We start from the raw sequence: 23,910 nt of genomic DNA, 5'->3' as shown, positions 1-23,910 counted from the left end.
TCCAGTAACATAAATATTCTTCGTAGGGTGGGTTAGCGACAGCGTAACCCACCTTTTTTATATCTAATTGCAACCCTTTAATAGCGATATAATAAAATCATTTCGGTAGGCAAATATGGAGGAAATCACCATGCTATCATCCCCCTTAATGTTGCAAATGCCATCTTCAATGCCAATGACAGACGATCAATTTTTTGAATTCTGTCAGGTGAACCGTGATTTACGCATTGAAAGAAATAGATTTGGAGAAATATCAATCATATCCCCCGCAGGTTCAGAAACAGGAAATCGTAATTTCAACTTAGCTGTACAGCTAGGAGTTTGGACTGAAAAAGATGGTACAGGAATTGGTTTTGATTCCAGCACAGGTTTTAAACTTTCCACAGGTGCAGACCGTTCTCCTGATGCTTCCTGGATAAAATTAGAAAGATGGAACACCCTCACACCAGAACAACAGAAAAAATTCGCACCCATATGTCCTGATTTTGTTATCGAATTAAGGTCAGCTTCTGATAACCTGCAACCATTAAAAGACAAAATGACCGAATATATGCAGGAACCAGGCATACAATTAGGCTTATTAATTGACCGCAAAAATCGCCAAGTTTATATTTATCTTCCTGGAAAACCAGAAGAATGTTTAGAAAACCCTGATACTGTTAGCTGTGATCCTGTTTTACCTGGATTTGTTTTGAATATGAGTAAAATTTGGTAAGAGTAAGCCACAAAATAAATGATCCTGTTTTGTCATGCTGAGTGTAGCAAAGCGAAACGAAGCATCTCGGAGGATTCTTCACTACATTTCGTTCCGTATGGCTAACGTCACACTATGCCTACGGCACACTACGTGAACGTGAACAGAATGACATCGGGCATTTCTTTTTGTGGAGTTCTCTAAACAAAATAACTACAAGGAAATCACCATGCTTTCATCTCCCTTAATGTTACAAATGCCGTCATCAATGACAGACGATCAATTTTTTGAATTCTGTCAACTAAACCGTGACTTACGCATTGAAAGAAATAAATTTGGAGAAATATCAATTATGCCACCTACAGGTTCAGAAACAGGAAACCGAGAAGGTAATATATTTGGATAATTGTGGGTATGGTCGGAAAAAGATGGTACAGGTATCACATTTACTTCCAGCACAGGCTTTAAACTCTCCACAGGTGCAGACTGTTCTCCTGATGCTGCTTGGATAAAATTAGAAAGATGGAATACACTCACACTAGAACAACAGAAAAAATTTGCACCCATATGTCCTGATTTTGTCATCGAATTAAGGTCAGCTTCTGATAACCTGCAACCTTTAAAAGACAAAATGCAGGAATATATGCAAGAACCAGGAATACAATTAGGTTTATTAATTGACCGCAAAAATCGTCAAGTTTATATTTATCGTCCTGGACAAATAGAAGAATGTTTAGAAAATCCTAATACTGTTAATTGTGAACCTGTTTTACCGGGGTTTGTTTTGAATATGGAGAAAATTTGGTAGTTATAAACAGGAATATGCACGTTATTAGTTTTAAACTAATAAGAGAATATGCAGAAAATCATGCAGATTGTTAGGGAGCATCCCAAATGTGTAAGTTTACTGTCATGCTGAATGAAGCGAAGCGCAATGAAGCATCTCGCGAGATTCTAAAGCCTACGGCACGCTGCGCGAACGCTTCACTCCGTTCCGTATGGCTAACGCCACACTATGCCTACGGCACACTACGTGAACGTGAACAGAATGACAATTTGCAATGTTTTTGCAAAATTGGGATGCTCCCGATTGTTAGGAATCACTGAACAACTGGTATAAGATTTTTAGTAAAGCTAAATGGTCAAACTTCGTCGAAGTGCAGCAGGTTTTTCCGAAAGCTGAAGCTGTGGGGAATTTTACAGTTTTCAATATTAAGAGTAAGCCACAAAATAAATGATCCTGTCTTGTCATGCTGAGTGCAGCAAAGCGGAATGAAGCATCTCGGAGGATTCTTCACTACACACTTCGTGAACAGAATGACATTGGGCATTTCTTTCTGTGGAGTTCTCTAAAGGCAATAAATACCAATTAATTGTTAGCATAGATTACGAAGGTCAATTAATTTATATTAAATATATCCTCACTCACGCAGAATACGATAAGGATAATTGGAAAAATGACCCTTATTTTTAATCCAGAGAAATACAAGGAATTATTAACAGCTTATCTCCCCAAAATTATTAAAACTGAAGCAGAAAACGAACAAGCTTTAGCCATTGTGGAAGATTTAATGCACCGGGAACGCAGTCCTGAAGAAAATGAACTTTATCAATTGCTAATTACTTTAATAGAAAAATTTGAACAAGAACATTATCAGATTAATCAACAAAATAATCCTCAATCTATGTTATTATTCCTTTTGGATGAATCTGGTAAAAATAAAGTTGATTTACAAGTTTTTTTGGGTTCAGAAAGCTTGGTTGATGACATTTTAAATGGAACGCAGAAAATAACTTTAGAATTAGCAGAAAAGTTGGGAGATTTTTTTCATGTAGAAGCTAGTTTATTTCATGAGTAAAATTTATTCGTCCTGAATATCGGCAGTTTACAGATTTTTATGTAGCTTAACTTTGGATCTTCGCATTTTCAACTTTCTCAACTTGCTTGGGTGCTTCCATTTCGCTGAACAGTCGGATAGCTTCATCAAAATGGATGTGGCTTTTCTCGGTTTTACCCATTTTTTGATATGTTAGTGCAAGGTTATAAGCAGTATTAGCATGATAAAACTTAGCACCAATACTTTTATTTAATTGTATTGACGCATGATATAAACTAATAGCTTTTTCAAAATTATCATTTGTTTTAACAAGAAAGATTGCTTTAGTATTTAGTAATATTGTTTCTAGTTGAGGATCTAGAAACTTAACTTGCTTTGAAATTTTTTCAGCAGATTCTAAAGTTTCCCTTGCAAGATTATTCTTTCCGATGTACAAATAAAACTCGCAAAGCCAGCATCTGGCTATACATTCACTGATATAATCTTGAACTTCCTGGAATATTCTAACTGATTCATTGCAAAAATATATCGCTTCTTTATATTCACCAATCCCAGATTTACAGTAAGCTATATAAGCTAAAGCATCTCCTTTATGTCGTTTATAGAATGAATCTGAAAAATTAGATGCTTTTATAACATTTTCATGATTTTGTATAGCAATTTTATATTCTCCCAAATCAATATATATTGAGCCTATAGTATTTAATGTCATATATTTACATCCATCTTCTTCTCCATTCAAATTAATTAACTTTTCGCTGGTTGCTAATGCTTTTTTACAATAATCAATTGCTAAATCAAGTTTACCTAATTCTTGATGACTTTTTGCCAGCCACACCTGTGCATAACTACGATAATAATTTGAAATATTTTCATATAATTTCTCACATTTTTGAAGATATTTGATTGCTTTTTCATATTGGCTCATATAGTAAAAAGATACACCTATAGCTCCGACTCTTTGTCCTTCATCAGCAGGATTTAATAGTTTACCTTTTAGTTGATTTAAACTATCTATTAAATAGTGAGAGCAGCCATATCTACGGATTTGCTCTCTTAGTTTTACCCTACTTCCGCCTATATTTACTTGCTTCTCAAGAATTTTAAAGGCTTGATCCCAATCAAAAATACTACAGTAGTGATAAAAAGATTCAAAAGTTATAATGCAATTTTTAAATAAATCAATTTTTAATTTAGCTTCTAATTCATTTTTTATCCAAAATTCAGCAACTTTACGATTTACTTCTTCCCATTCTCCACTTGCTTTCAACTTTTCTATCCCCTGTTCCCTAATAATGGGATGTAACCAATATTCTCCTTTTTCAAACTCCACTAAACATCGATTTCGCAAAGACTTAATTACATCTCTCTGCTTATCTTCAGGAACATCCCACAGTAAAGCCAATAGTGCATCACAAGAAACTCTGGGTACATCTTGATAACGAAAACAACCCAACCGAAAAAGCAGTTTATAAACTTCAGTATCTAATGTTTGTAACCGATTAAATTGACTTTCAACTAAATTCTTTAATTCCGTTTCCACTAAAGTACAATTTTCTTGCCAATAAGCGGACATATCCCCATCATAATCTTCTCTCATTACCCCAAAGAGGATATCCATTGCTTTAGCATTACCCCCATAAATTTTGTACATTGCTTCCAGAGAGGGAGTATCAATCTTAATTTTGCGAGATGTAAAAAATTCTGCCCATGCGGTTACATCTAACACAGATAAAGGGTAATGAGAAATACCATTAACACGCTCATCACATAAACGTTCTCTACTGGTAATTAGGGTGACAGACTGCACATTTGAATCAGCTAAAATCCTCAACAATTCTACATAACAGCCATGTTTTTCAATAAACCTACCTTGTTTATCTAGTGCAGGTTCTAAGTTATCAATTAATATTCCTACTTTACGGGTTTGTAGTTGTCGTTGTAATCTTGTGAGGGTAATTCCAAATTCTCTTCCTGGTTCTTCTTGAAAGTATTGTTTCAGCCATTCTTCAACTACACTTTCAATAGCGGTGATGTTCTCTTTTTCCTTAGCCATTTCTAGCTGTAGCACCAACTCAAATCCTTGAGTTTTTAGATATTGCTTGGCTAAAGTTGACTTACCAACTCCCCCTGCTGCTTGAATAACAATGATTTTGTTAAGTTGACTAACGAGGGTTTTGATATCAGTAATGGCTGTGTCACGTCCGACAAAATTAGACTCGGATGAATAGCATAAAACATTCTCTACAGAAGATTCCGAAAGTTGTGGTGTCTGATTCTTTTCTCCCTCCGTCTCGTCAACCTTTGCTGTTACGGTGTCTGAAACTTTAGCTAATTCACGTTTTTGTAGTCTCTCTAGAACTACCTGTAGGTTTTTCACACCAACCTTTTTCTCTCCTGTTATTCTCTCCAATAACCTCCACAACTTGGGAGCATATTCACGCTGAATAGAACTATTTGCATAGCCTACAATTTCAATATCCTTCAGCTTCTTACCTTCCAATGTCTGTTGAATTATGGCCTTGTGGATATCTGAAAGGTTTTCTATTGTCTTCTCAGAAACCCAATTATCAACAAGTTCCAGCAGTTTCAATGCTTCTTCCGTAGTCATCTGTGAGTTAGGTATTAGTAATTACAGTTGCACCCAGAAATTTGATAATACTTGAATTTTATGAATTTTTAGGATATTTTCCTGAATTTTATGAAAAATTCATATTTATATCAACTTTTTTTTGTAAGTAAAAACACTGAATTTTATGAATTGCTATTAATTTGGATATGGATAAGAATTTATTTAGTTCAACTTTCAAAAGTTAGAGATTTATATAGGATGATTACTCATGAAAAACATAGTCAGCAAAATAACCTCAATTCTCTTCATAATAATTGGCTGCTTAATTACTAATAGTCAATCAGCTAAAGCATTAAATATCTATGGAACTGGACAGTATTTTGATGATTCACCTAATGATAGTCTTGATGGTAATGGAGGATCAACGAATGAGTTATATGGTATATATAGTATGGAGGATGCAAACTTCCTTTATATAGCATTTAATAGTCAATTTCCTTTAAATGGTCTTCCTAGCAATGGTGCTGCTGATGGTAATATTAATTATGGAGATATTTTTCTCAACTTTTCACCTGGGTTGAGCTTGAATGAAGCAGTTAATCAAGGTAGTGTGTATGGTATTCAATTTGCACCTGGAAATAATTCTGGTGTGTCTTCAGGTGTATGGGGTGATATAACTCTAGCCAGTGTAGCTGCACAAAATGATGGTTATTATCTGCAAGGTTACTATAATACCTTGAATAGTACACCTGGTAGAGATAAGGATGGAAGCCATATGTTTGGCTATATGTCCAAAGATGAATTTTCTAGTTATATGTCCTATGAACCTAAACCAGCAGGACAATATCAACCTACTCCCAATGTCATTGGTTCATCTAATAACAAGATAGCTGACGTTACTACTCTAAACAAACAGGAATTATTGGATCTTGGAGTTGATTTAAGTAAGTTTGCTGTGGTAGGTTCTGATCTAGTTGGTGTGAAGTTTGATAAAACAAAATTACCAATAGGTGATCTAATTATTAGCCTGTTACTAAACTGCAATAATGATGGAACCACAACTTATCACCAACGTTCTTATGAGCCTGTTGTAGAGGTTCCTGAACCTAGTACAATTTTAGGTTTGGTAGTTCTAATGGGTGCTGTATACTCTACGAAAAAAGGATCAAAAGTTAGTGTTAAAAGCCAAATAAGTTGAGGTATACAGAAAACATAATTAGTTCTTAGTCACGACTTAAATTATCAATAAAAATTGAATATTTACTTATAGCGATCGCCCTCTAGTCTCTAGCCACGTTGACTTCAAAAGAGCGATCGCTTTTCTTATTCATGGTATTTAGCGATTACTAGGTCGCGCTTCGCGATCGCTCTCTAGCATCTAGCCACGTTGATTATAATCTCTGAGATAGTTTGGATAGAAACTTTATATTACATTTTATCATATTTCCTGGAATTATTTTTACTGTATCATGTTATAATCAGATTAAAATTATATTCAAGTCCATTATTATGTCTTCCATAGAAATTACACAGGCAATTAACCAAATATCAGAATTATTTCACTTAGCATTAAATGGAGAAGAAATTATTATTACTGAAAACCAGCAACCTTTATTAAAATTAACAGCACTCAAATCTAAATCTAAACGTCCTCCTTTATTTGGTACAGATAAAGATATCATTTCTATTGCTGATAATTTTGATGACCCATTAGAAGAATTTGAAGATTAACCATGCAAGTTTTATTAGATACTCATACACTTTTGTGGTTTTTCTCAGGCAATGAAAATATTAGTATAACTGCTAGAGAATTAATTGAAGATACCAATAATATCAAATATATAAGTCTTGCTAGTATTTGGGAAATGGCAATTAAGCAAAGTAAAGGTAGGCTAAATTTATCTGTACCTATAGATGATTATATTCAGCAAAAAATCCAATTGGCTGATTTTAAAATCTTAGATATTCAACTGAGTCATTTACAAACAGTTTCCAGCTTACCTTTTCATCATAATGACCCCTTTGATAGATTATTAATAGCACAATCTATGGTCAAAAATATCCCTATTGTTAGTCGAGATTCTATGTTTGATTTATACAAAGTTGATCTTATATGGTGATCTCAATTATTAATGCGATCGCCCTCTAGCCACCTTCACATCAAAAGAGCGATACCTGCGGTAAGCTAATGCTAACGCTTTCCTGTATCTATGGAAAATAAAGGGCAATTACAGTATAATATAAATAGCTTTACACCTAATTTCTATGAAATTAACAGAAATTTTACCCTCACTGCAAAAATTATCTCATCAGGAAAAAATCAAAGCCATTCAATTTTTAGCTACAGAATTAGCTCAAGAAGAGCAAGATTTAGGAGCAGAATCACTTGATTATGGTCAAATAGATACAGAATTAAATTTTCAGTCTCTTAGTGAAAAAGACATGATTGAGCAAAGCAAATCTGCTTTAGAAAGCTACCTTAGTACAGGTTCAGGAGTCAAACATGAACAAGTTCAGAAATGGGCAAATAGTTTAATAGTTCAACAATAATAATGTCTGAGATAGTTTGGACAGAAACTGCTATTAGTGACTTAAATCGTCATTATTATTTTATAGCACTTAGTAATGCTGACGCAGCAGCCCGTGCAATACAAGCAATTGTTGCTTCTGGTGGAAGTCTACAACAAAATCCGCGTCGTGGTGCAATTCTAGATGAAATAGCAGGATTACGAAAACTTGTAGTTTCTTTTGGCAAGTATGGTTTTATAATTCACTACGTTATTATTGAGGATGATGTGATTATTTTACGTATATATTATGGACGAGAAAATAGACCTATTTAATAAGTAGCAAAATTGAAAGCGATTTTTATTTTAAAATCAAATTTATGTATTATAATTCTGCTAAAATATTATAAGCTTCATTTACCAACCGAATCTTTTCTTGTACCTGTTTTTGCATTTGTGGTTGATTCACAAATAAATCAGGATGCCATTTTTTCACCAATGACTTATAAGCTTGTTTCACTTCAGCAAAAGAAGCAGTAGGTTGTAAACCTAAAATTTTATAAGCGCGATCAATTTTCTCTTTCTCAGCTTGTGTTTTTGGTGGATTTTGTGATGTTTGATTTGCATTTGTTTGTTGCTGTTTCCTTGAAGATTTCATATTAGCTTTCATTTGCGCTATTTCTTGATCAAGTTCCCAAGCACGGAATTTCGCTTCTGTTTCTGCGGGATTTGGTGGAGGTGTATAAACCTGCTGACGTGGTGTTTCCACTTTGACTTGAGGAGTATTTGGTTCAGGTGGAGTATAAACCTGTTGAGGGGGTGGTTCTACTTTCTTTTCTGTGTATGTATACTTGGTACTATTTCCTTGAGGTGGTGTTTGAGTATTTACAGGTTTAGGAGTTTCTTTATAAGGTTGATATTTAGTTTGAATATTTACTTTCTCTAATTCTGTCAATAACTGATTAAATCCATTTTGTAATTGTTTTATCTCTTCACGTTTTTGACTAATTTCACGCGGTTCTTGACTAACTTGAAAGTTAATGACTTTCACAGCTTTTCGTTCATATTCAGCTAAAATAGATAAACCCTGACTACTAAAACTAGATAAATAATTTTCAGCCGCAGCTATACAAATTGTTGCTACCTGTTGATGATAAGATTCTTTAGCTGATTGTTCTTCAGCATTTTGAATATTTTGATTTAATAAATAAGAAATACTCCCAACCACCGCAGCACCTACAGGGCCACCTAATAGCCAACCAATACCACCACCTACAGCAATAGAACCAGGATCTGTTATATCATTGGTATTATTTTGTTTTGCAGGTAAGGTTATTTGGGGTGTATTGGGAAATGGTATTTTTAAATCTTCTGGTCTTTCTGATTTGAAGAATTCATAAGCTTGATATAGCCATTTTATCACCGCTAACTGCAATTCGGTTAAGTCTTTTTTTAAAGTTCCTGTTTGCCAAGATTGTAAATTGTTTTCTGCTAATGCAACAGCAATATCACTTTGGTATTTAGCCAATAAATTTGGTAAAGATAACCAATTACGTAATTCATAAACGCTAGCATTAAAACCTTGTTCAATTAGGTCTTTAGCTTTTTGTTTAATATCATTTTTAGCATTTTCTTTATCATCAAATGATTGAAGTTCACTAGCAATTTTATCAATTTTATCTGCTAATAAAGGTTGAATTTGCGAGGTAATACCCTCAATTCTTGGTAAACGTACACCACCAGTATTTTGCTGTAAAATTCCGACTATATTTTGTAAGGCTGTTTCAAAAGCTGCTAAACCACTACTATTCGCAAGCACAACATCACCTTTTAATCTAGCCCGTAAAGCTGGTAAAGCATCAACTCGATATAAATTACTAAAACCGGTAGGTAATTCGGAACGAAAACTTTCTGCTACAAATAACAAGCGATTTTGGACTTGTTTTTGTTCTTCTGGTTCTAGTAAATTAAGGAAATTAGCCACAAAAATAACTGTTTTAATTCCTCTATCTAATAACCAATCACGTAGGTTTTCTCTTTCACCCAAAGTCATTAGTTTACGCGCATCTAATAATTGTATAACTAAATCTGTACCTAATAACCTATCTCGGACTAAATCATCTTGCGCTTCTCTGTCATTTGTCCCCGGTAAATCAACAAATTCTACACCAGTTTCTAAGAAGGGATGAGGACAAAAAACTTCTACAGATGCAACATCTTTTCGCATCTGTCTATTACCATCAAGAATTGCAAATTTTTGTAAAATATCTGTACCACTGCGGTAGATTTCTGTACCATCTACTAACATTATCCGAGTTCTAACATCACTACCATATTTAACAGTAATTGCTGCACCTGTAGTCGGAATTAAATCAATTGGTAAAGTCCGATTTCCCAACATTGCATTTAACAAAGTTGATTTACCATGATTAAAGGGGCCAAATACCGCAATCTGAAAATTAGGATTAGCAAGATGATTGGAAATTGCAATGACATCTTGATAAAGTTTAGATTGATGATCTAAATTGATTAATTTACAGGTAGATTTAAGAGAATTTGTTATTTCTTGGTAACGTTCATATTGTTTTTGCATATTTGTCTAAAATAGTTCAATTCGCTTGGTGTGAAAATGAAAAATCTTTAGTTTTTGTGTAGGTTGGGTTAAGAGCATGTTTGAAAAGTTTAGGGACGTATAATTTGTCATTCTGAGTGGAGTCTTACGCAACGAAGAATCTGGAGTTTAGCCCACATACTGAGATGCTACGTTCCTCAGCATGACATGGAAGGAGACTTTTCAAATACCCTCTCAGCAACAGCGCAACAAAGTTTTAATCATGTTGGGTTTCCTTGCGTCAACCCAACCTACAATTGTCTATTTACTAGCTATAATAAGCTAACAAATTGCTGTATGCAGCTTCGATTTTTTGCAGTTGTTCTATGACACCTTCTTGTAGATTTTTCAGACGGTTGAACTCACTTTCACGGTTAATTTCTCGCGTTTCTTTTTGTTTGAGTAAATTATCTAATTCGGATTTGCGAGAAGTGATATCATCATTAATGCGTTGATTTACTTCTTTTTCGTAAGCATCAAAACACTCTTTAACTGCATCATAAACCAGTGGTGCTTGTTCTTGTGCTACTTGTGGTAAATATTTAACTAACTCTTTTTTGGCAGTTTTAACTAATTCTTTGCGTGCTTGATCTGCTTGTAAAATGCCTACTCCCAAACCTAATAATGCAAAGCCAATTGGCCCCAGAAAAATACCTGTGACTGCGGTAATTATTCCACCAACACCAATAACAGTGAAGTAGTTTAAAAGGATATTTTTCCAATCAAACCCTGCACCAGCTAAAGCTACACCAGCTAAGTTACCTCTCGATAAAGATAACAAACCCATTGCCCATTTTGCCCATCCAGGAGAGTTATCATCTTCTGTGGTACTATTGGGGTTTACTTTAACTGGTTGTCCTGTTAGTTTTTCAGTGATTTGATTGGTGACTTGACTGTAAGAAGCACCGTATTGAGCAGCAGAACGAGATAATTCTTTAAAGGCTGAATTCATGTCTTTTTCAGCAGTTAAAGTCCAAGCTGAAAACTTATCTGTGATGTATTGTTCAAATGCTTTTTGTAATGCGGTGTTGAAAGCATCTCGTTTACCACTACTCAAGAAATCAAACAAGTTTAATTCTGGTTGATAGCGCAGGAAATCATTTTCAAAGCTGTTACCTAAGTTTAAAACATAGCTACGAAATGACTCAGATACTGTTCTTGCTTGATTGTCTCTGGTGTTGATAATTTCTTTTTGAAATTGATCGCGGATATTGGTAAGTTTATTAAATTCAGGTTCAACTGAATCAATGCGGTTTTTCAATTCATCAACGTCTTTATCAAGTAAAGGAATACGTCGATCAATCGCTTCACGGGTATGGTTTACAGCTTGTCTAGCTAAGGTTCTGACTTGACGTAATTCTGCGATCGCTCTTTCTCTAGTCAAAAAGGTGTTCAACGCCCCCATGAACTCAGGAAAGCCAGTCTGACTTAAATCTGCTTGGGGGTTCTTTAACCTGCGTCTCAGTGCTTGAATGGATGAAATCTCAAACACCCTTTCATCATAGATATCCTGTCCATCTACAGAACAATATTCTGCTAAATTGGCCTTAAAAACCTGTCTGAGTCTATCTTCTGCTGATGTTAACTCTTCCACATCATCAGGATCAATTAATGATTCTTTCACCTGATCCCAAGCATTAACTAAGAAGAAAACCGATAAACCTCTACCTTTGATATAATTCTCTAAATAACGTCTTTCACCTAAAGTACAAGGCTGAGAAGCACGCATCACAAACAAGATCGCATGACAGTTATTTACATAGCCTAAAGATAACTCATTTCGTGCTTCCGTATCATTTAACCCTGGACTATCAACAATTTCAATACCTTTTTCTAACAAAGTTAAAGGATACTCAACAACAGCATAATCAACATCAGGAAAAGCTTGTTTTTGCTCCTGTTCTAACTTCTTTGCTTCAGCCGGATCAATAGTATATTTATATTTAAAACTTTGAAAATCTAGCTGTTGGGGACTTTTGCCATTATTAAAATGAATGGTAACTTTTTTTTCTGCCCCATAGCGTAGTATTGTTAATACTGCCGTACAAGGATTTACATCACTTGGTAATAGATTCTCACCAATTAAGGCATTAAGAAACGTGCTTTTTCCCCGTTTCATATCACCTAAAACTAAAAGCCGAAATACACCTTTATTGAGATTTTTACTAGCTACAGTAATATCTTCAATATCTCGTGATAAACTAAGTTTACCTGATGAACTATCTCCAGCTAATTCGGCTTGATTAATTGTATCGGCAATTTTGTTTAAACAAATAGCAATCTCTGAACGTACTTGAGCAACACGCTCTAAATCATTGATAAATTTGTCAGTTCCAACTTGATAATTCATGGTGATGACACCTTATTTAGAGTTTTTAATTTTGGATTCCAAAAAAAGCTTGTAAGTGAGAAAAGCCAAAGCACCAAACATAACAATTCCCGCCAAAGCAGAAGCAACTCGCACTGCAACCAAGGCTGCAACAGCAAATCCAAAAAGCTTTGCACCGAGAATTACTTTTCTCATCCAAGGCTTTTGAGAATTTTCGGGTTGATGTTTAACGGTTTGATAAACAGGTGCTTCATTAGGATTAATTTGATTGTCTATTTCCCGCAGTCGCATTTCAACTTTGCGTTGAAGTTCTCGATTATGTTCATCTTGAGATGCCATCTGTATCCACCTCTTTTAGTCAATTACCCTGTATTTTAGCTTACGCTCATAATTGCAACCAACTGTAAAATCACCGTGTCAGCTTCAATGACTTGAACAGACGACGCTGAAAGGTTTAAGAGTGCTGGGGAAATATCTCTTTTAGGGTGCATCTGACGCACTCTACTAAATATTACGAGTTATCTCATGAACTGAGATTCAATATTTTTTAGTGTCTTTTCGGAAATTGTGGGTAAATTTCTCACCTAAAGCATTATAAGGCATTGAGAATAGATTCACTTATGCGCCAAAATTTTGATAGAAAAGAATTCAAGTAAATTCAACATGGATATCAAACAAGGATTTGTCGGCACTATTGGTAACACACCACTGATTCGCTTAAATAGCTTCAGTGAAGAAACAGGCTGCGAAATCCTCGCCAAAGCTGAATTTCTCAATCCTGGTGGTTCCGTCAAAGACCGCGCTGCACTTTACATTATCGAAGACGCGGAAAAAAAAGGTCTACTCAAACCTGGTGGAACAGTAGTGGAAGGAACGGCAGGTAATACTGGCATTGGACTCGCGCATATTTGCAATGCCAAAGGTTACAAATGTCTAATTATTATTCCCAATACCCAATCCCAAGAAAAGATAGATGCAATGACCACCTTGGGTGCAGAAGTCCGTCCTGTTCCTGCTGTACCTTACAAAGACCCTAATAATTACGTCAAGCTATCTGGTAGAATTGCGGCGGAAATGGAAAACGCCATTTGGGCAAATCAGTTTGATAATTTAGCTAATCGTCTCGCCCATTATGAAACCACAGGCCGGGAAATTTGGGAACAGACAGACGGTAAAGTAGATGGTTGGGTAGCGGCAACTGGTACTGGTGGCACTTATGCTGGTGTGGCGATGTATCTGAAAGAAAAAAATTCAGCAGTAAAATGTGTTGTCGCCGATCCTTTAGGTAGTGGGTTATACAGTTATATCAAAACTGGCGAAATCAAGATGGAAGGCAATTCTATCACCGAAGGTATTGGGAATAGTCGCATTACAGGCAATATGGAAGGCGCACCTATTGATGATGCTATCCAAATTGACGATACAGAAGCGTTACGTGTTGTTTATCAATTACTACGTCAAGATGGGCTGTTAATGGGTGGTTCCACTGGGATTAATGTTGGTGCGGCTGTTGCTTTAGCGAAACAGTTGGGGCCAGGACATACTATTGTGACTATTTTATGTGACAGTGGTTCTCGCTATCAGTCCAGGATATTTAACCGTGAATGGTTAGCAAGTAAAGGGTTGGTTATTAGTTAGAAGTTTTCTTCTACTTGTCGCCCCTATTTATACTCAAAATGGCTTAATCGTGTGATTCTATAGATAGGGGTTTAGCAGTGCTAAACTCCTACACATATCGGTTTTTTCGTAATCTTACAAAAGTTAAAATCTCAGCCGTTTTGATTATGATAGGGTGGCGATGATAAAATTTAATTTTAATTGAGTTTGTCTGTAAGAAAAAATCAAAGATAAAATTATTCCTACCAAATTGATAAACGTCTCTTAGCTTAAAAAAATCATGGAGTTTGAATTTGATCCTCACAAAAGTGCAATTAATCAAACCAAGCATGGTATTGATTTTATTGAAGCACAAAAACTTTGGACAGATGTAAATCGTATTGAAATTCCAGCACGCACAGAAGATGAGGCTCGTTTTTTAGTCATCGCCAAGATTGCCGATAAATATTGGTCAGGAGTCATTACTTATCGTAATGATTGGGATATTTTCAGCGAATTAATATCAAAAAAATGTCAAACTTCCCAACTCAGAATCAATCTGACACTTCTAAGTGTGTGCAGGTGTGCCAAAACCGCACTTGTAGAAAACAAGGTGCAGCAGAAGTTTTAGCTGCTTTTCGGGCTTTACCAGTTTCTGATGTGACAGTTACAGCTAGTGGCTGTTTAGGACAATGTGGCAATGGACCGATGGTGCTAGTTTTACCAGATATGGTCTGGTATGGCAGAGTTCAACCTCGCGAAGTTACTCGAATAGTGGAACAACATTTGTTAGGTGGTCAAAAAGTTAAACATATGCTTTATTATCGTTTTCATTCCCAGGGATAAAACTAACTAAGCTGTTGTGCATTTAATTTGTATAAGTCTGGCGGGCAAGATGCCATTGGTGTCAAGTTAAGAAAAATGGATTTGTGTCAAGAGTGGGAAATAAATGGTAAAAGTCAACACAGGGGTGTTGAAAAGAGCCATGAGTAAACCAAGGAAAAAACAAGGGAATCCAGACTTTCGCCATCAAGTTAGCGTACCTGCTCCAGCTAGTGAAGAAATAGAATCACGGTTGATTGGGCTATTAAGTCCAGGGACATTTGCCAACCTCAAAGGGGTAAAAGACAAAGAGCGAAGCTTGCGCTCAAGAGTATTAACCCTACCAGTAATGGCAGCAATAATACTGAGTCTAGTATATCGACAAGTACAACACTTAACAGATGTATTGCGCTGCCTAGAAGTAGAAGGATTAATGTGGGTAGAGGCAACAAAAGTCAGCAAGCAAGCTCTGTCCCAAAGACTCAACAGTTTACCGGCGCATCTATTTGCCAAGATGTTTGAGCAAGTAGTAGAACGTCTAGCAGCAAAAAGGAATGCAAAAGAATTAGCTCCAGCCTGGGCATCAGTGGCGCAGAGATTTTCCGCCATTTGGATTTGTGATGCCTCAACACTCGAAGCCATGAAAAAGCACTTCGGACAATTGCAAGAAAAAACAGGTTCAGTGTTGGCAGGAAAAATGCTGATGGTAGTAGAAGCTTTCACTCATATTCCTGTAGCAGTTTGGTATGATGCTGATGCCAAGCGGAATGAGACTCGTTGGTGGCAAGCATTGTTAGAACTTTTACCTGATGGTGGTTTACTCATAGTAGACATGGGATTTTATGGTTTTGAGTGGTTTGATTCTCTAACTGCTGCCGGTAAGTATGTTCTCACCCGCCAAAAGGAAAAGGTCAGATATAAGGTAGTGCGTGTACTTTCTAGTAGCTCTCACTACAGGGATGAAATTATTCAAATGGGATTGCATCATACCAACCCATGTCGCTATCCCATGCGCCAAGTATCCGTATTATGGGGTAAGACTTGGTATCATTATTTGACTAATGTTCTTGACCCACAACAGCTTTCACCACAGGAGGTTTGTGATTTATACCGCCGACGTTGGCGAATTGAGGACGCATTTTTATTGACTAAGCGTTTATTGGGCTTGTCCTATTTGTGGGTTGGTGGCACTAATGGTGTACAGATGCAAATATATGCTACCTGGATTTTCTACGCTGTCCTCAATGACTTGTGTGCTGATGTGGCTATTGCTTTACAAAAACCTTTAGAACGCATTTCTGTGGAAATGGTTTTTCGCAGTTTGTATTTTTTCCACCGCGCACTTTTACTTGCTCCTGATTTACAACTTATTCCTTGGCTTGTCGAACATCATCGTTCTATGGGCTTAATCAAGACCGTCCGTCAACGTCACCGACGAACGGCTGCTCGCTCTCTTGACATTTGGGCTGATGCCTTAACTTGACACCAATGGCAAGATGCCCACCCCACAGGATTTAAGCATTTTAGGATTATCTAATTTAGATGCGTAACAGCTTAAAACTAATTAAAACTATACTAATTCTGCACTCTTTTCACTGATGTGAGGAAACTAATGGACATTCAGCAGCTACGTCAATCTTTAAAAATGAAGTGGCTAAATTACTGTGAGGAAAATCGTGCTTGGCTGGTTAAAATGCGAGTTTGGCACTCTTATGATGGTGTCAGACGACCTTCTTCTGGTTATATGTTGGCCACTCTGTCTGTTTTGGAACCTGAGTTAAACAAAATACTCCCTTTTATTCTGGATTTAAATAATGATCCTGATCAAATAGTTGCGGCTTTAGGTCTTCATTTTAATCCTGATGAGGAGTTGGGTTTATTAAAATCAGAGGGTTCTGTGGCTAAAAATGAGATTGTCAGTAAGCCTGCTGTGAAAACGCAGGTTGCAGATACACAAAAATCAAAGGAACACAAACAGGTGTTATTGAGAATTACTTCATCTGCTGAAGAAAAGCGCCAACCTGTTTCGGTGGGTGTAGTGGCTACGCAACTTAATCACCATTCGCCACCAAAAATGCCTTCGGAAATGAGACGGGAACAAACAGTTAAGCGATCGCTTACCATAACTACCGCAGTTCCTACTCAAACTAAAGCTGTGTCTTCTTTGTCCAGAGTTACCACACCCAATCACAATGCTAAATTTATCAGCATTCCAGTGAAACAAGTTTCCAGTATTTCATTTTCACCTCAGACTAATGCCCGTAGTTTACCTTCTTGGATAGATGAATCTTGTCAGGGTGTAAAATGGCAACAGGATGAAACAATTAACCGCAAATTGTAAATCGAGATTGTTTACTCAATTCCACTGAAAGGAACTCCAAAAAATAAATTATAACAACTTTCCTCACCCTGCACCCCTTCCCCCTACCTCTTACGGATATTCGTGAGAGACAAAGGGAATAGCAACTATTTCTCCTTCTGTTTCCCCAACTTGCACTTTTAAACCGACTCCACCGACTTTACTGCGAATATAACCTAGTCCAAAGTGACCATCAGGGGTTTCTGTATAGCTGGTGAGTTTACCGACTTTTTCATCTCCAATTGTCATCACAGTTCCTGGTTCAGCAGCAGCATTCAGGCGAATTCCCCACAGGTATTGTTTTACACCCTTATAAGTATTTAATCTGGCAATGGTTTCTTGGCCGATGTAACAACCTTTGTTAAAAGAAACTGTTTGCCATAACCCTACTTCTAGGGGATTATAATCTTCGGTTAGTTCTAAATCTGGTGCTGGACGACCTTGTAAGATTCGTAAAGTTTCCCAAGCGCGATCGCTCAATTCTACCGCACCTAATTCTAAAATTCGCTCCCACCACTTTTGTTTTTCAGCGATCGGTAAAATCAAGGTATATCCAGGTGCAGCCAAACCACTACCCACAGCAAATATCGCGCCATCAACTGAGATGTGGTTTCCATGAGGTTGACCAATCAGCGCCCCAGCACCAAGCTGTTCAATAATGTCGTTACTTTGAGTCCCAACTAAGCTCAGAATAGCTGTTTCTGCGGTGACATCGGTTAATACTACCTTGTCAGCAAAGAAGATATAACGATCTAACCATTGCATCAAAAACTCACGACGGTTAGCTGAAACTAGTAATAAAACAGCATCATCCAAAATGTAACCAGTCACCAAATCAATTGTGCGGGCTGTGGATGTTAAAAATACCGTATCACAGCCTTCTCCTGGTTTAAGGCGTTGGAAATCATTAGTACTTTGTCCGTGTAAAAAGCGGAGACGATCAGCGTCAGAAATACGGATGATTCCCAAATGAGAGCGATCGCATACAGCAACTCCTTCCTTCGCTGCGTGGATAGCGGCTGCGTCTTTACCGTCAATTGCAGATGTTGGCATAGCGATGAAAACTTGGCCTATTCTAATGTTTTTGCCTGAAAAATCTTAGCAAATAAGGGTTTGTTGCTTCAACTTATTTTGAGATAGTCATTTATTCACCGAAAAAATACAGAAAACACAAATTTATATACATTACATAATTTTTGTCATCTGTCAAATTTAAGATATACCATTTAAAGGTTTGTTGTGAAATCCCCAGGAAATAGGTCAAATTAAAGATGTAAAAATCGCTTTTTTGGTGTTAAATGTTGGGTATTGGTCAAATTTCTGGAATTAAATCAACAGAAATCATAATTCTGTTGTCGTCATGATTCGTGTAGGAGTGAATGTGAATACTATGTTTATGCGTAAAAATCTTTTTTGCTTACCAGGTTTAACTGCGATCGTAGTTTTAGGTAGTAGCCTATCCGCAACTGCTCAAACAACTCAACCATCTGCAACTGTAACCTCTGACACTCAGGTGAGCGCCGAATTCCAACCACAAACAAACTTTTCTACAGAGGTAATACCCACTACCGAAACTGGAGAAAACGTAATTTCTGACATCCAGTTGAGCGAAGTACAACAATTTCCCAACGCCACTACAGATAAAACAGCTAATCGGACAATCATCCCTGTTCCCGGAACAGTAGCCACCTCATCAATCATGTTGACGGCTGAAGAAACAGAACCTACTTCCGAACCATCTACGGCTCAAGTCGCACAGCCCAATCAAATAGCACAATCGGATATTGATGTAGGAAGACCTACCCGTGGTGGTAGCAGTTATATTGGACTTGCTGGAAACATTGGCTTAAGTGGAGGTACTTCATCCTTAGCCGATGGTAATTTCACCGTGATCAGCAAAATCGGTTTTACACGGTCTTTATCTGTCAGACCAGCAGTGATATTAGGGGATAACACCACATTTCTCATTCCCATCACTTACGATTTCTCATTCCAGCAAGTAGGAGATCCCTTCACCGAACGCCTACCCATTGCTCCTTATCTAGGAGTCGGTGCAGCCATTCAAACTGGAGATAACTCTGAAACGGCTGTCCTAGTAACTGGTGGTATTGATGTACCTCTAACTAATAGATTTACCGCCACAGCTGCTGTCAATGCAGGATTTTTCGATCAAACCGATATCGGCCTCTTGGTAGGAGTCGGTTACAACTTTGGTGGGTTTTAAATAGCAGGAGTCAGGAGTCAGGAGTCAGGAGGAATATCAATAAATCCTCCTCATCTCCCCCAAATTACTTGGGACTAACTTTGTCAATCACTTTGATTTTGCCATCATCTCCCACTGTCCAAACATCGTAGACTCCAACGACATCGCCATTAGCATCAACATCTACGTTGCCACTAGCTCCTTGATAGTTAATTTTTTTACCCTCTTTTAGTAACTTCAAACCTTCACAGACATCTGTTACTTCTGTACCTTCTCCAGCAGCTACTTCGCGGATTTTGCCAGCAATCCCAACACCTGTATTTTCTTTAGCCGCTTGTGCTGCCAATGTTAACAAAGCCGCAGCATCCCAAGCTTGAGGTGCGTATTCTCCTGGGGAACCGCCTTTTTTCTCTTGCCAAAGTTTTTTGAAAGCTGCTAACGCTTTACCATCAGAACCAGGGACTGTACCGATCGCACTGGATAGAAGATATTTTCCATCAGGACTTTTACCTACTTGCTCAGGAAAACTATCTGACTTCACTCCATCTGTCAGCATAATTTGTACTCCTTTGGCTAAACCTTGTTGATAGGCAGCTTTGAGGAATAAACTACCTGTTTCAGCATACATCACAGCCAATACTGCATCTGGTTTACCAGCAAAAGTAGCACCTGCTTCGGTATCAAATGTTTGGGCTTTGGGATCGTAGCGGACAGGTTTATCTTTATTAACTACGGTTCCACCTAATTTTTCAAAGGTTTGGACAAATGCTTTTTCAAAACCTACGCCATAATCGTTGTTGATAACGACTGTAGAAACTCTTTTAAAACCTTTTTTCTTCGCAAGTTGGGCTAAAGCCAGTGCTTGGTAGGTATCTGGGGGAGCAGTCCGCGCCCAATATCCTTTAAAGTCACCTTTTTGGGCTTTGTCTGTAAATACGGGGCTGGTGCTGCCAGGAGAAACCAGCATAACTTTATTAGGAGTGGCAACGGAAATAGCCGCAGTAGAAACGCTACTAGCAAAGGAACCAACTACACCAGCTACTTTATCCACAGTTGCTAATTTAGTCATACCGGCAGCACCGGCTTTGGGGTCGGTTTGGTCGTCTACTTCTACTAAGGTGACTTTTTCGCCATTGACTCCACCGCAAGCGTTGACTGTATCAACAAGCAAGGGAACGGAACCAACCATTTGCTGGCCTATGGAAGCTAAGTCACCAGTTGTGGGTAACAAGCTGCCAATTTTCAGCCCTTTGCTGCTGCCAGATGTGCTGGTTGAGTTAACTGCTGGGGTCGCGCTAGTTTCGTTGGGGGTGGGGTTGGTGGTGGTGGTATTTTCACAACCAGCCATGAAAAAGCCGCTGGCTATAGTAACTACACTTAAGGTCAGGGCAACACTAATTTTAGACATATATCACTTTCAATGTTAGTTATGTTTGGTGGAGATGTTCGGCGATTCGTCACCCACCCCATCACTCATCTGATTACAATCAAATATTGTTCAGAGGTAGCACTCTTCTCTTCCCTCACCTTTGGGTGAGTTAAAAGCTTGTTTTGGATCAAGCTAAATAATAACACCCCTCTGAAGGAGTATAATTGCCTAAAAAATATTAATATTTGTAAACTCACAAATAACTTGATCTGTGTTACTTAAAAACGGAGAGGGAGGGATTCGAACCCTCGGATGGACCTTACGATTCCATCAACAGATTAGCAATCTGCCGCTTTCGACCACTCAGCCACCTCTCCTGGTCATGGATACTAATAGTAGCAGATGTTTTGAGTCAAGTCAATATATTTTTTAGCATTAGGCAAAAACATATTTGCTCCTGTCCCGACTAGTAATTAACCATTGTACGGACGGAGTTACCGCCCGTATCAAGTGTTAAAGTACTTGCGATCGCATCCAAGCCGCTGGTAAAGTGCGGAATTTTTGCCATTGGGGGACGTAGGCACGCTGACTGAAAACTTCATAATCATTGCGCTCAATCACATCTAGAATTTGCCCATATAGCATAGATGCTGCCCAAACTGGCCAACGGGCATCGGGTGCTAGGTAAGAAATTCCCCTATCTGCCTGAATATAAAATTCACGGGCGCGAGCAATTTCAAAGCGCATGAGGGAACGCCAACGGTCATCTACGACACCTTTAAAAAAGTCTTCTTCGGTGTAGTTGAATTTGGCCAAGTCTTCTAGGGGGATGTAGATTCGCCCCCGTTTTGCGTCCTCACCGACATCCCGAAGAATATTAGTGAGTTGATTGGCAATTCCTAGAGCGATCGCTTCTGCTGTGGGCAGATACGGCTGTTGGTTTTGATGCCACGGTGCTGTATAGACACTTTGATCTATACCCATAATTGCCGTTGACATTAAGCCGACAGTACCAGCAACCCGGTAGCAATAGAGGTATAAATCCTCAAAGGTTTCATAACGACTACGATATAAATCCATGCGCTGACCAGCAATCATATCCCGGAAAGGTTGAATGTCTATGGCAAAGCGTTGGAGAGTATCCACTAAAGCTACATCGTAGTTATCCAAGGGGCAGCCCGCAAAAATCGAGTCCAGCTGCTTTTCCCATAGTTCTAGGGTTTCTGGGGTGGTAAGAGCAGATGCGGGCCCATCTACTAATTCATCTGTACGGCGACACCAAGCGTATATTGCCCAAACAGATTGACGCTTTGCCGGACTCATCAACAATGTACCCAGATAAAATGTCTTGGCGTACTTGGCAGTGAGTTCCTGACAAAGTTTATAGGAATCGTCTACAGAGACCAGCGTTTTCATGCGCGGGGGGGAATCAGGCAGTTGCAGCATTCGTTGCAGGCGGTCGAGTTAGCGTTTGCAGGTTTGAAGTATTTGCCTCTGGCAGCGATTCGCAAATCGCCTGCGCTGTTAGCTTACCAGAAAGTACGGCACCTTCCATACTGCCTAAATAGCGTTGCATGGTATAACTCCCACTTAGAAAGAAATTAGCAATGGGAGTTATTTGGGGCGGACGGTACTGTTGACGACCAGGGGTCGCTTTGTAAACTGAACGCGGCGTTTTTACCACGTGATATTTCAGCAATTTTGCCGGATTGTCTCCTTTCAAATCGTCGGGAAAGAGTTTTTCCAATTCGATCATCGTAGCAGAGACAATTTCCTCTTCGGTTTTGCTAATCCAGTCTTTGGCAGGTGCGAGAACTAATTCCAGCATTGAGCGGTCAGGGTTAGCATATTCACGGCAAGTGTTGCTCATATCAGCATAAACGCTGAGGAGGGGCGATCGTGAAAATAACAGGTGATCAATATCTGTTAATTTCCGATCAAACCATAAATGAAGGTTAATTACTGGCACGCCTTCCAAACCTTCTAGCTTCTGGAAAAACTCCATTTGCTGCCAAGGTTCTGGCAACATGACTTTCAATGGGTCAACCGACATGGCTGATACGTAAAAGTCTGCTGTAATAACTTCATCCGGTTCTCCATTTAACCCGCGTAGCAAGAACCCTTTTACTGTACCATCCGGGTTGAGCAAAATCTCTTTTAAGGGCGCATTGAGCCGGACTTCTCCGCCGCGTTCGGTGATGTAATCGACGATGGGTTGGCACAGCCGTTCTGTGGGAGAACCATCCAAAAACGCTATTTTGGAGCCATATCGCTCTTGCAAAAAGCGATTCAGGGCAGTTAATAAAATTGTTGCCGAGACTTCATCGGGATTGATAAAGGTCAGTGCCTTACAAGCAGCTATGAAAACGTCACTTGTGACCCGCTCATCAACACCCTGCCTTTTCAACCACTCTAAGAAGCTATACTGATCCATCTCCTCAACATACTTCTGTCCCCTCACTACGGCTGGAAGCAGTCCAATGGCGAAACGAATCTTCTGCTCCCATGTCAACATATCGTTATTGCGAAGAATTGCCGCAATGACGTTAAAAGGAGATGGAATATCGGGAACATCAAAACGTGAAAGTGTTCCGGGTTGATCGGGTTGATTAAAAATCAGTGTATGCTCTTTCCACTGAAGTCGGTCTTCAATACCCAATTCCTTGAACAATTGCAGCATATTGGGGTATGCCCCAAAGAAGGCGTGTAATCCGGTTTCGTACCAGTCGCCGTCAGAGTCTTTCCACGCTGCCACAAGGCCACCCAATACGTCTCGGCGTTCCAAGACAATGGGAGTATGGCCTAAATCTGTGAGATATTTGGCGCAGGAAAGTCCTGCTAAACCAGCACCCGCGATAGCTACGCTGCACTTCGTGTTCGCTACTCGCATTTAAACCTACTGCTTTTCAATATTTCTTAACTGTTTTCTCGTTCTCATTATATGTTGCAATCCGTTACATTTGGCATCACTTCCTGAAAAGGCTGAGGAATTAAAGACCAAAAGATAGAG

At 38.4% G+C, this 23,910-nt stretch carries 21 protein-coding genes, 1 tRNA gene and 3 pseudogenes; 16 read left to right on the top strand and 9 right to left on the bottom strand.

All coding sequences use genetic code 11. The features are described from left to right. Window positions 1-130 precede the first annotated feature (130 nt). From AC012T_RS21600 to AC012T_RS21580, 5 genes and pseudogenes are all read left to right on the top strand, one after another. Entirely contained in the window at window positions 131-715 is a 585-nt protein-coding gene (locus AC012T_RS21600) for a Uma2 family endonuclease (RefSeq protein ID WP_487060733.1), read from the top strand. 208 nt (window positions 716-923) lie between these two features. Beyond that, window positions 924-1,502, top strand: a pseudogene (locus AC012T_RS21595) (Uma2 family endonuclease). Window positions 1,503-1,791: 289 nt separating this feature from the next. After that, window positions 1,792-1,908, top strand: a pseudogene (locus AC012T_RS21590) (type II toxin-antitoxin system HigB family toxin); the annotation flags it as partial. Window positions 1,909-2,045: 137 nt separating this feature from the next. Then, window positions 2,046-2,168 (top strand): annotated as a pseudogene (locus AC012T_RS21585) (type II toxin-antitoxin system HigB family toxin); the annotation flags it as partial. After that, on the top strand, window positions 2,152-2,553 hold the full coding sequence (locus AC012T_RS21580; protein WP_487060732.1) for a helix-turn-helix domain-containing protein: 402 nt from the start codon (window positions 2,152-2,154) through the stop codon (window positions 2,551-2,553). The pseudogene AC012T_RS21585 and the gene AC012T_RS21580, both read left to right, overlap by 17 nt. A gap of 46 nt (window positions 2,554-2,599) precedes the next feature. Here AC012T_RS21580 and AC012T_RS21575 read toward each other — a convergent pair whose 3' ends face one another. After that, entirely contained in the window at window positions 2,600-5,143 is a 2,544-nt protein-coding gene (locus AC012T_RS21575; RefSeq protein ID WP_487060731.1) for a tetratricopeptide repeat protein, read from the bottom strand. Window positions 5,144-5,372: 229 nt separating this feature from the next. On the opposite strand from AC012T_RS21575, the gene AC012T_RS21570 reads away from it, so the two are divergent. From AC012T_RS21570 to AC012T_RS21550, 5 genes are all read left to right on the top strand, one after another. Then, window positions 5,373-6,302: an XDD3 family exosortase-dependent surface protein gene (locus AC012T_RS21570; protein ID WP_487060730.1), complete on the top strand. Its 930-nt coding sequence runs from the start codon at window positions 5,373-5,375 to the stop codon at window positions 6,300-6,302. A 311-nt stretch (window positions 6,303-6,613) separates the two neighbouring features. Continuing rightward, on the top strand, window positions 6,614-6,835 hold the full coding sequence (locus tag AC012T_RS21565) for a type II toxin-antitoxin system Phd/YefM family antitoxin (RefSeq protein WP_487060729.1): 222 nt from the start codon (window positions 6,614-6,616) through the stop codon (window positions 6,833-6,835). Between the two features lie 2 nt (window positions 6,836-6,837). Continuing rightward, a complete protein-coding gene (locus tag AC012T_RS21560; protein WP_487060728.1) occupies window positions 6,838-7,224 on the top strand; it encodes a type II toxin-antitoxin system VapC family toxin in 387 nt (128 codons plus the stop codon). 145 nt (window positions 7,225-7,369) lie between these two features. Then, complete coding sequence (locus AC012T_RS21555; RefSeq protein WP_487060727.1) at window positions 7,370-7,654, top strand: hypothetical protein; 285 nt, start codon at window positions 7,370-7,372, stop codon at window positions 7,652-7,654. A 2-nt stretch (window positions 7,655-7,656) separates the two neighbouring features. Then, a complete protein-coding gene (locus AC012T_RS21550) occupies window positions 7,657-7,947 on the top strand; it encodes a type II toxin-antitoxin system RelE/ParE family toxin (RefSeq protein ID WP_487060726.1) in 291 nt (96 codons plus the stop codon). Window positions 7,948-7,996: 49 nt separating this feature from the next. On the opposite strand, the gene AC012T_RS21545 is transcribed toward AC012T_RS21550, so the two are convergent. The 3 genes from AC012T_RS21545 to AC012T_RS21535 form a co-directional block, all read right to left on the bottom strand. Beyond that, entirely contained in the window at window positions 7,997-10,204 is a 2,208-nt protein-coding gene (locus AC012T_RS21545; protein WP_487060725.1) for a dynamin family protein, read from the bottom strand. Window positions 10,205-10,490: 286 nt separating this feature from the next. Next, a complete protein-coding gene (locus tag AC012T_RS21540) occupies window positions 10,491-12,572 on the bottom strand; it encodes a dynamin family protein (RefSeq protein WP_487060724.1) in 2,082 nt (693 codons plus the stop codon). A 12-nt stretch (window positions 12,573-12,584) separates the two neighbouring features. Beyond that, a complete protein-coding gene (locus tag AC012T_RS21535; RefSeq protein ID WP_487060723.1) occupies window positions 12,585-12,890 on the bottom strand; it encodes a hypothetical protein in 306 nt (101 codons plus the stop codon). Between the two features lie 324 nt (window positions 12,891-13,214). On the opposite strand from AC012T_RS21535, the gene AC012T_RS21530 reads away from it, so the two are divergent. From AC012T_RS21530 to AC012T_RS21510, 5 genes are all read left to right on the top strand, one after another. Further along, entirely contained in the window at window positions 13,215-14,189 is a 975-nt protein-coding gene (locus tag AC012T_RS21530; RefSeq protein WP_487060722.1) for a cysteine synthase A, read from the top strand. 259 nt (window positions 14,190-14,448) lie between these two features. Further along, on the top strand, window positions 14,449-14,778 hold the full coding sequence (locus AC012T_RS21525; protein WP_487060721.1) for a BrnT family toxin: 330 nt from the start codon (window positions 14,449-14,451) through the stop codon (window positions 14,776-14,778). Further along, window positions 14,679-14,993, top strand: coding sequence for a (2Fe-2S) ferredoxin domain-containing protein (locus AC012T_RS21520; protein WP_487060720.1), 315 nt, complete (start codon window positions 14,679-14,681; stop codon window positions 14,991-14,993). Before AC012T_RS21525 ends, AC012T_RS21520 begins: the two co-directional genes overlap by 100 nt. Before the next feature lie 139 nt (window positions 14,994-15,132). Then, a complete protein-coding gene (locus AC012T_RS21515) occupies window positions 15,133-16,452 on the top strand; it encodes an IS4 family transposase (RefSeq protein WP_487066694.1) in 1,320 nt (439 codons plus the stop codon). Window positions 16,453-16,581: 129 nt separating this feature from the next. Next, window positions 16,582-17,310, top strand: coding sequence for a DUF5331 domain-containing protein (locus tag AC012T_RS21510; protein WP_487060719.1), 729 nt, complete (start codon window positions 16,582-16,584; stop codon window positions 17,308-17,310). A gap of 90 nt (window positions 17,311-17,400) precedes the next feature. On the opposite strand, the gene ygfZ is transcribed toward AC012T_RS21510, so the two are convergent. After that, window positions 17,401-18,381 (bottom strand): CAF17-like 4Fe-4S cluster assembly/insertion protein YgfZ, encoded by a 981-nt coding sequence (ygfZ, locus tag AC012T_RS21505; RefSeq protein ID WP_487060718.1) that lies wholly within the window; start codon window positions 18,379-18,381, stop codon window positions 17,401-17,403. Between the two features lie 337 nt (window positions 18,382-18,718). Here ygfZ and AC012T_RS21500 point away from each other — a divergent pair, with 337 nt between their 5' ends. Further along, window positions 18,719-19,552 (top strand): hypothetical protein, encoded by an 834-nt coding sequence (locus tag AC012T_RS21500; RefSeq protein WP_487060717.1) that lies wholly within the window; start codon window positions 18,719-18,721, stop codon window positions 19,550-19,552. 64 nt (window positions 19,553-19,616) lie between these two features. Here AC012T_RS21500 and AC012T_RS21495 read toward each other — a convergent pair whose 3' ends face one another. The 4 genes from AC012T_RS21495 to pds all read right to left on the bottom strand — a co-directional run bounded on the left by AC012T_RS21495 (window position 19,617) and on the right by pds (window position 23,790). Next, window positions 19,617-20,939 carry an ABC transporter substrate-binding protein gene (locus AC012T_RS21495; protein WP_487060716.1) on the bottom strand — a complete coding sequence of 441 codons (1,323 nt, stop codon included), beginning with the start codon at window positions 20,937-20,939 and terminating at the stop codon, window positions 19,617-19,619. Window positions 20,940-21,185: 246 nt separating this feature from the next. Further along, a tRNA-Ser gene (locus AC012T_RS21490) sits at window positions 21,186-21,277 on the bottom strand. Window positions 21,278-21,413: 136 nt separating this feature from the next. Next, window positions 21,414-22,346, bottom strand: a complete 933-nt coding sequence (crtB, locus tag AC012T_RS21485) for a 15-cis-phytoene synthase CrtB (RefSeq protein ID WP_487060715.1) — start codon at window positions 22,344-22,346, stop codon at window positions 21,414-21,416. After that, window positions 22,330-23,790, bottom strand: a complete 1,461-nt coding sequence (gene pds / locus AC012T_RS21480; protein ID WP_487060714.1) for a 15-cis-phytoene desaturase — start codon at window positions 23,788-23,790, stop codon at window positions 22,330-22,332. Before pds ends, crtB begins: the two co-directional genes overlap by 17 nt. Window positions 23,791-23,910: the final 120 nt, after the last annotated feature.

The sequence above is a fragment of the Anabaena sp. EIM26 genome (assembly GCF_057568715.1).
The sequence above is the reverse complement of the archived record's forward strand: the minus strand, read 5'-3'. Positions and strand labels throughout refer to the sequence as shown.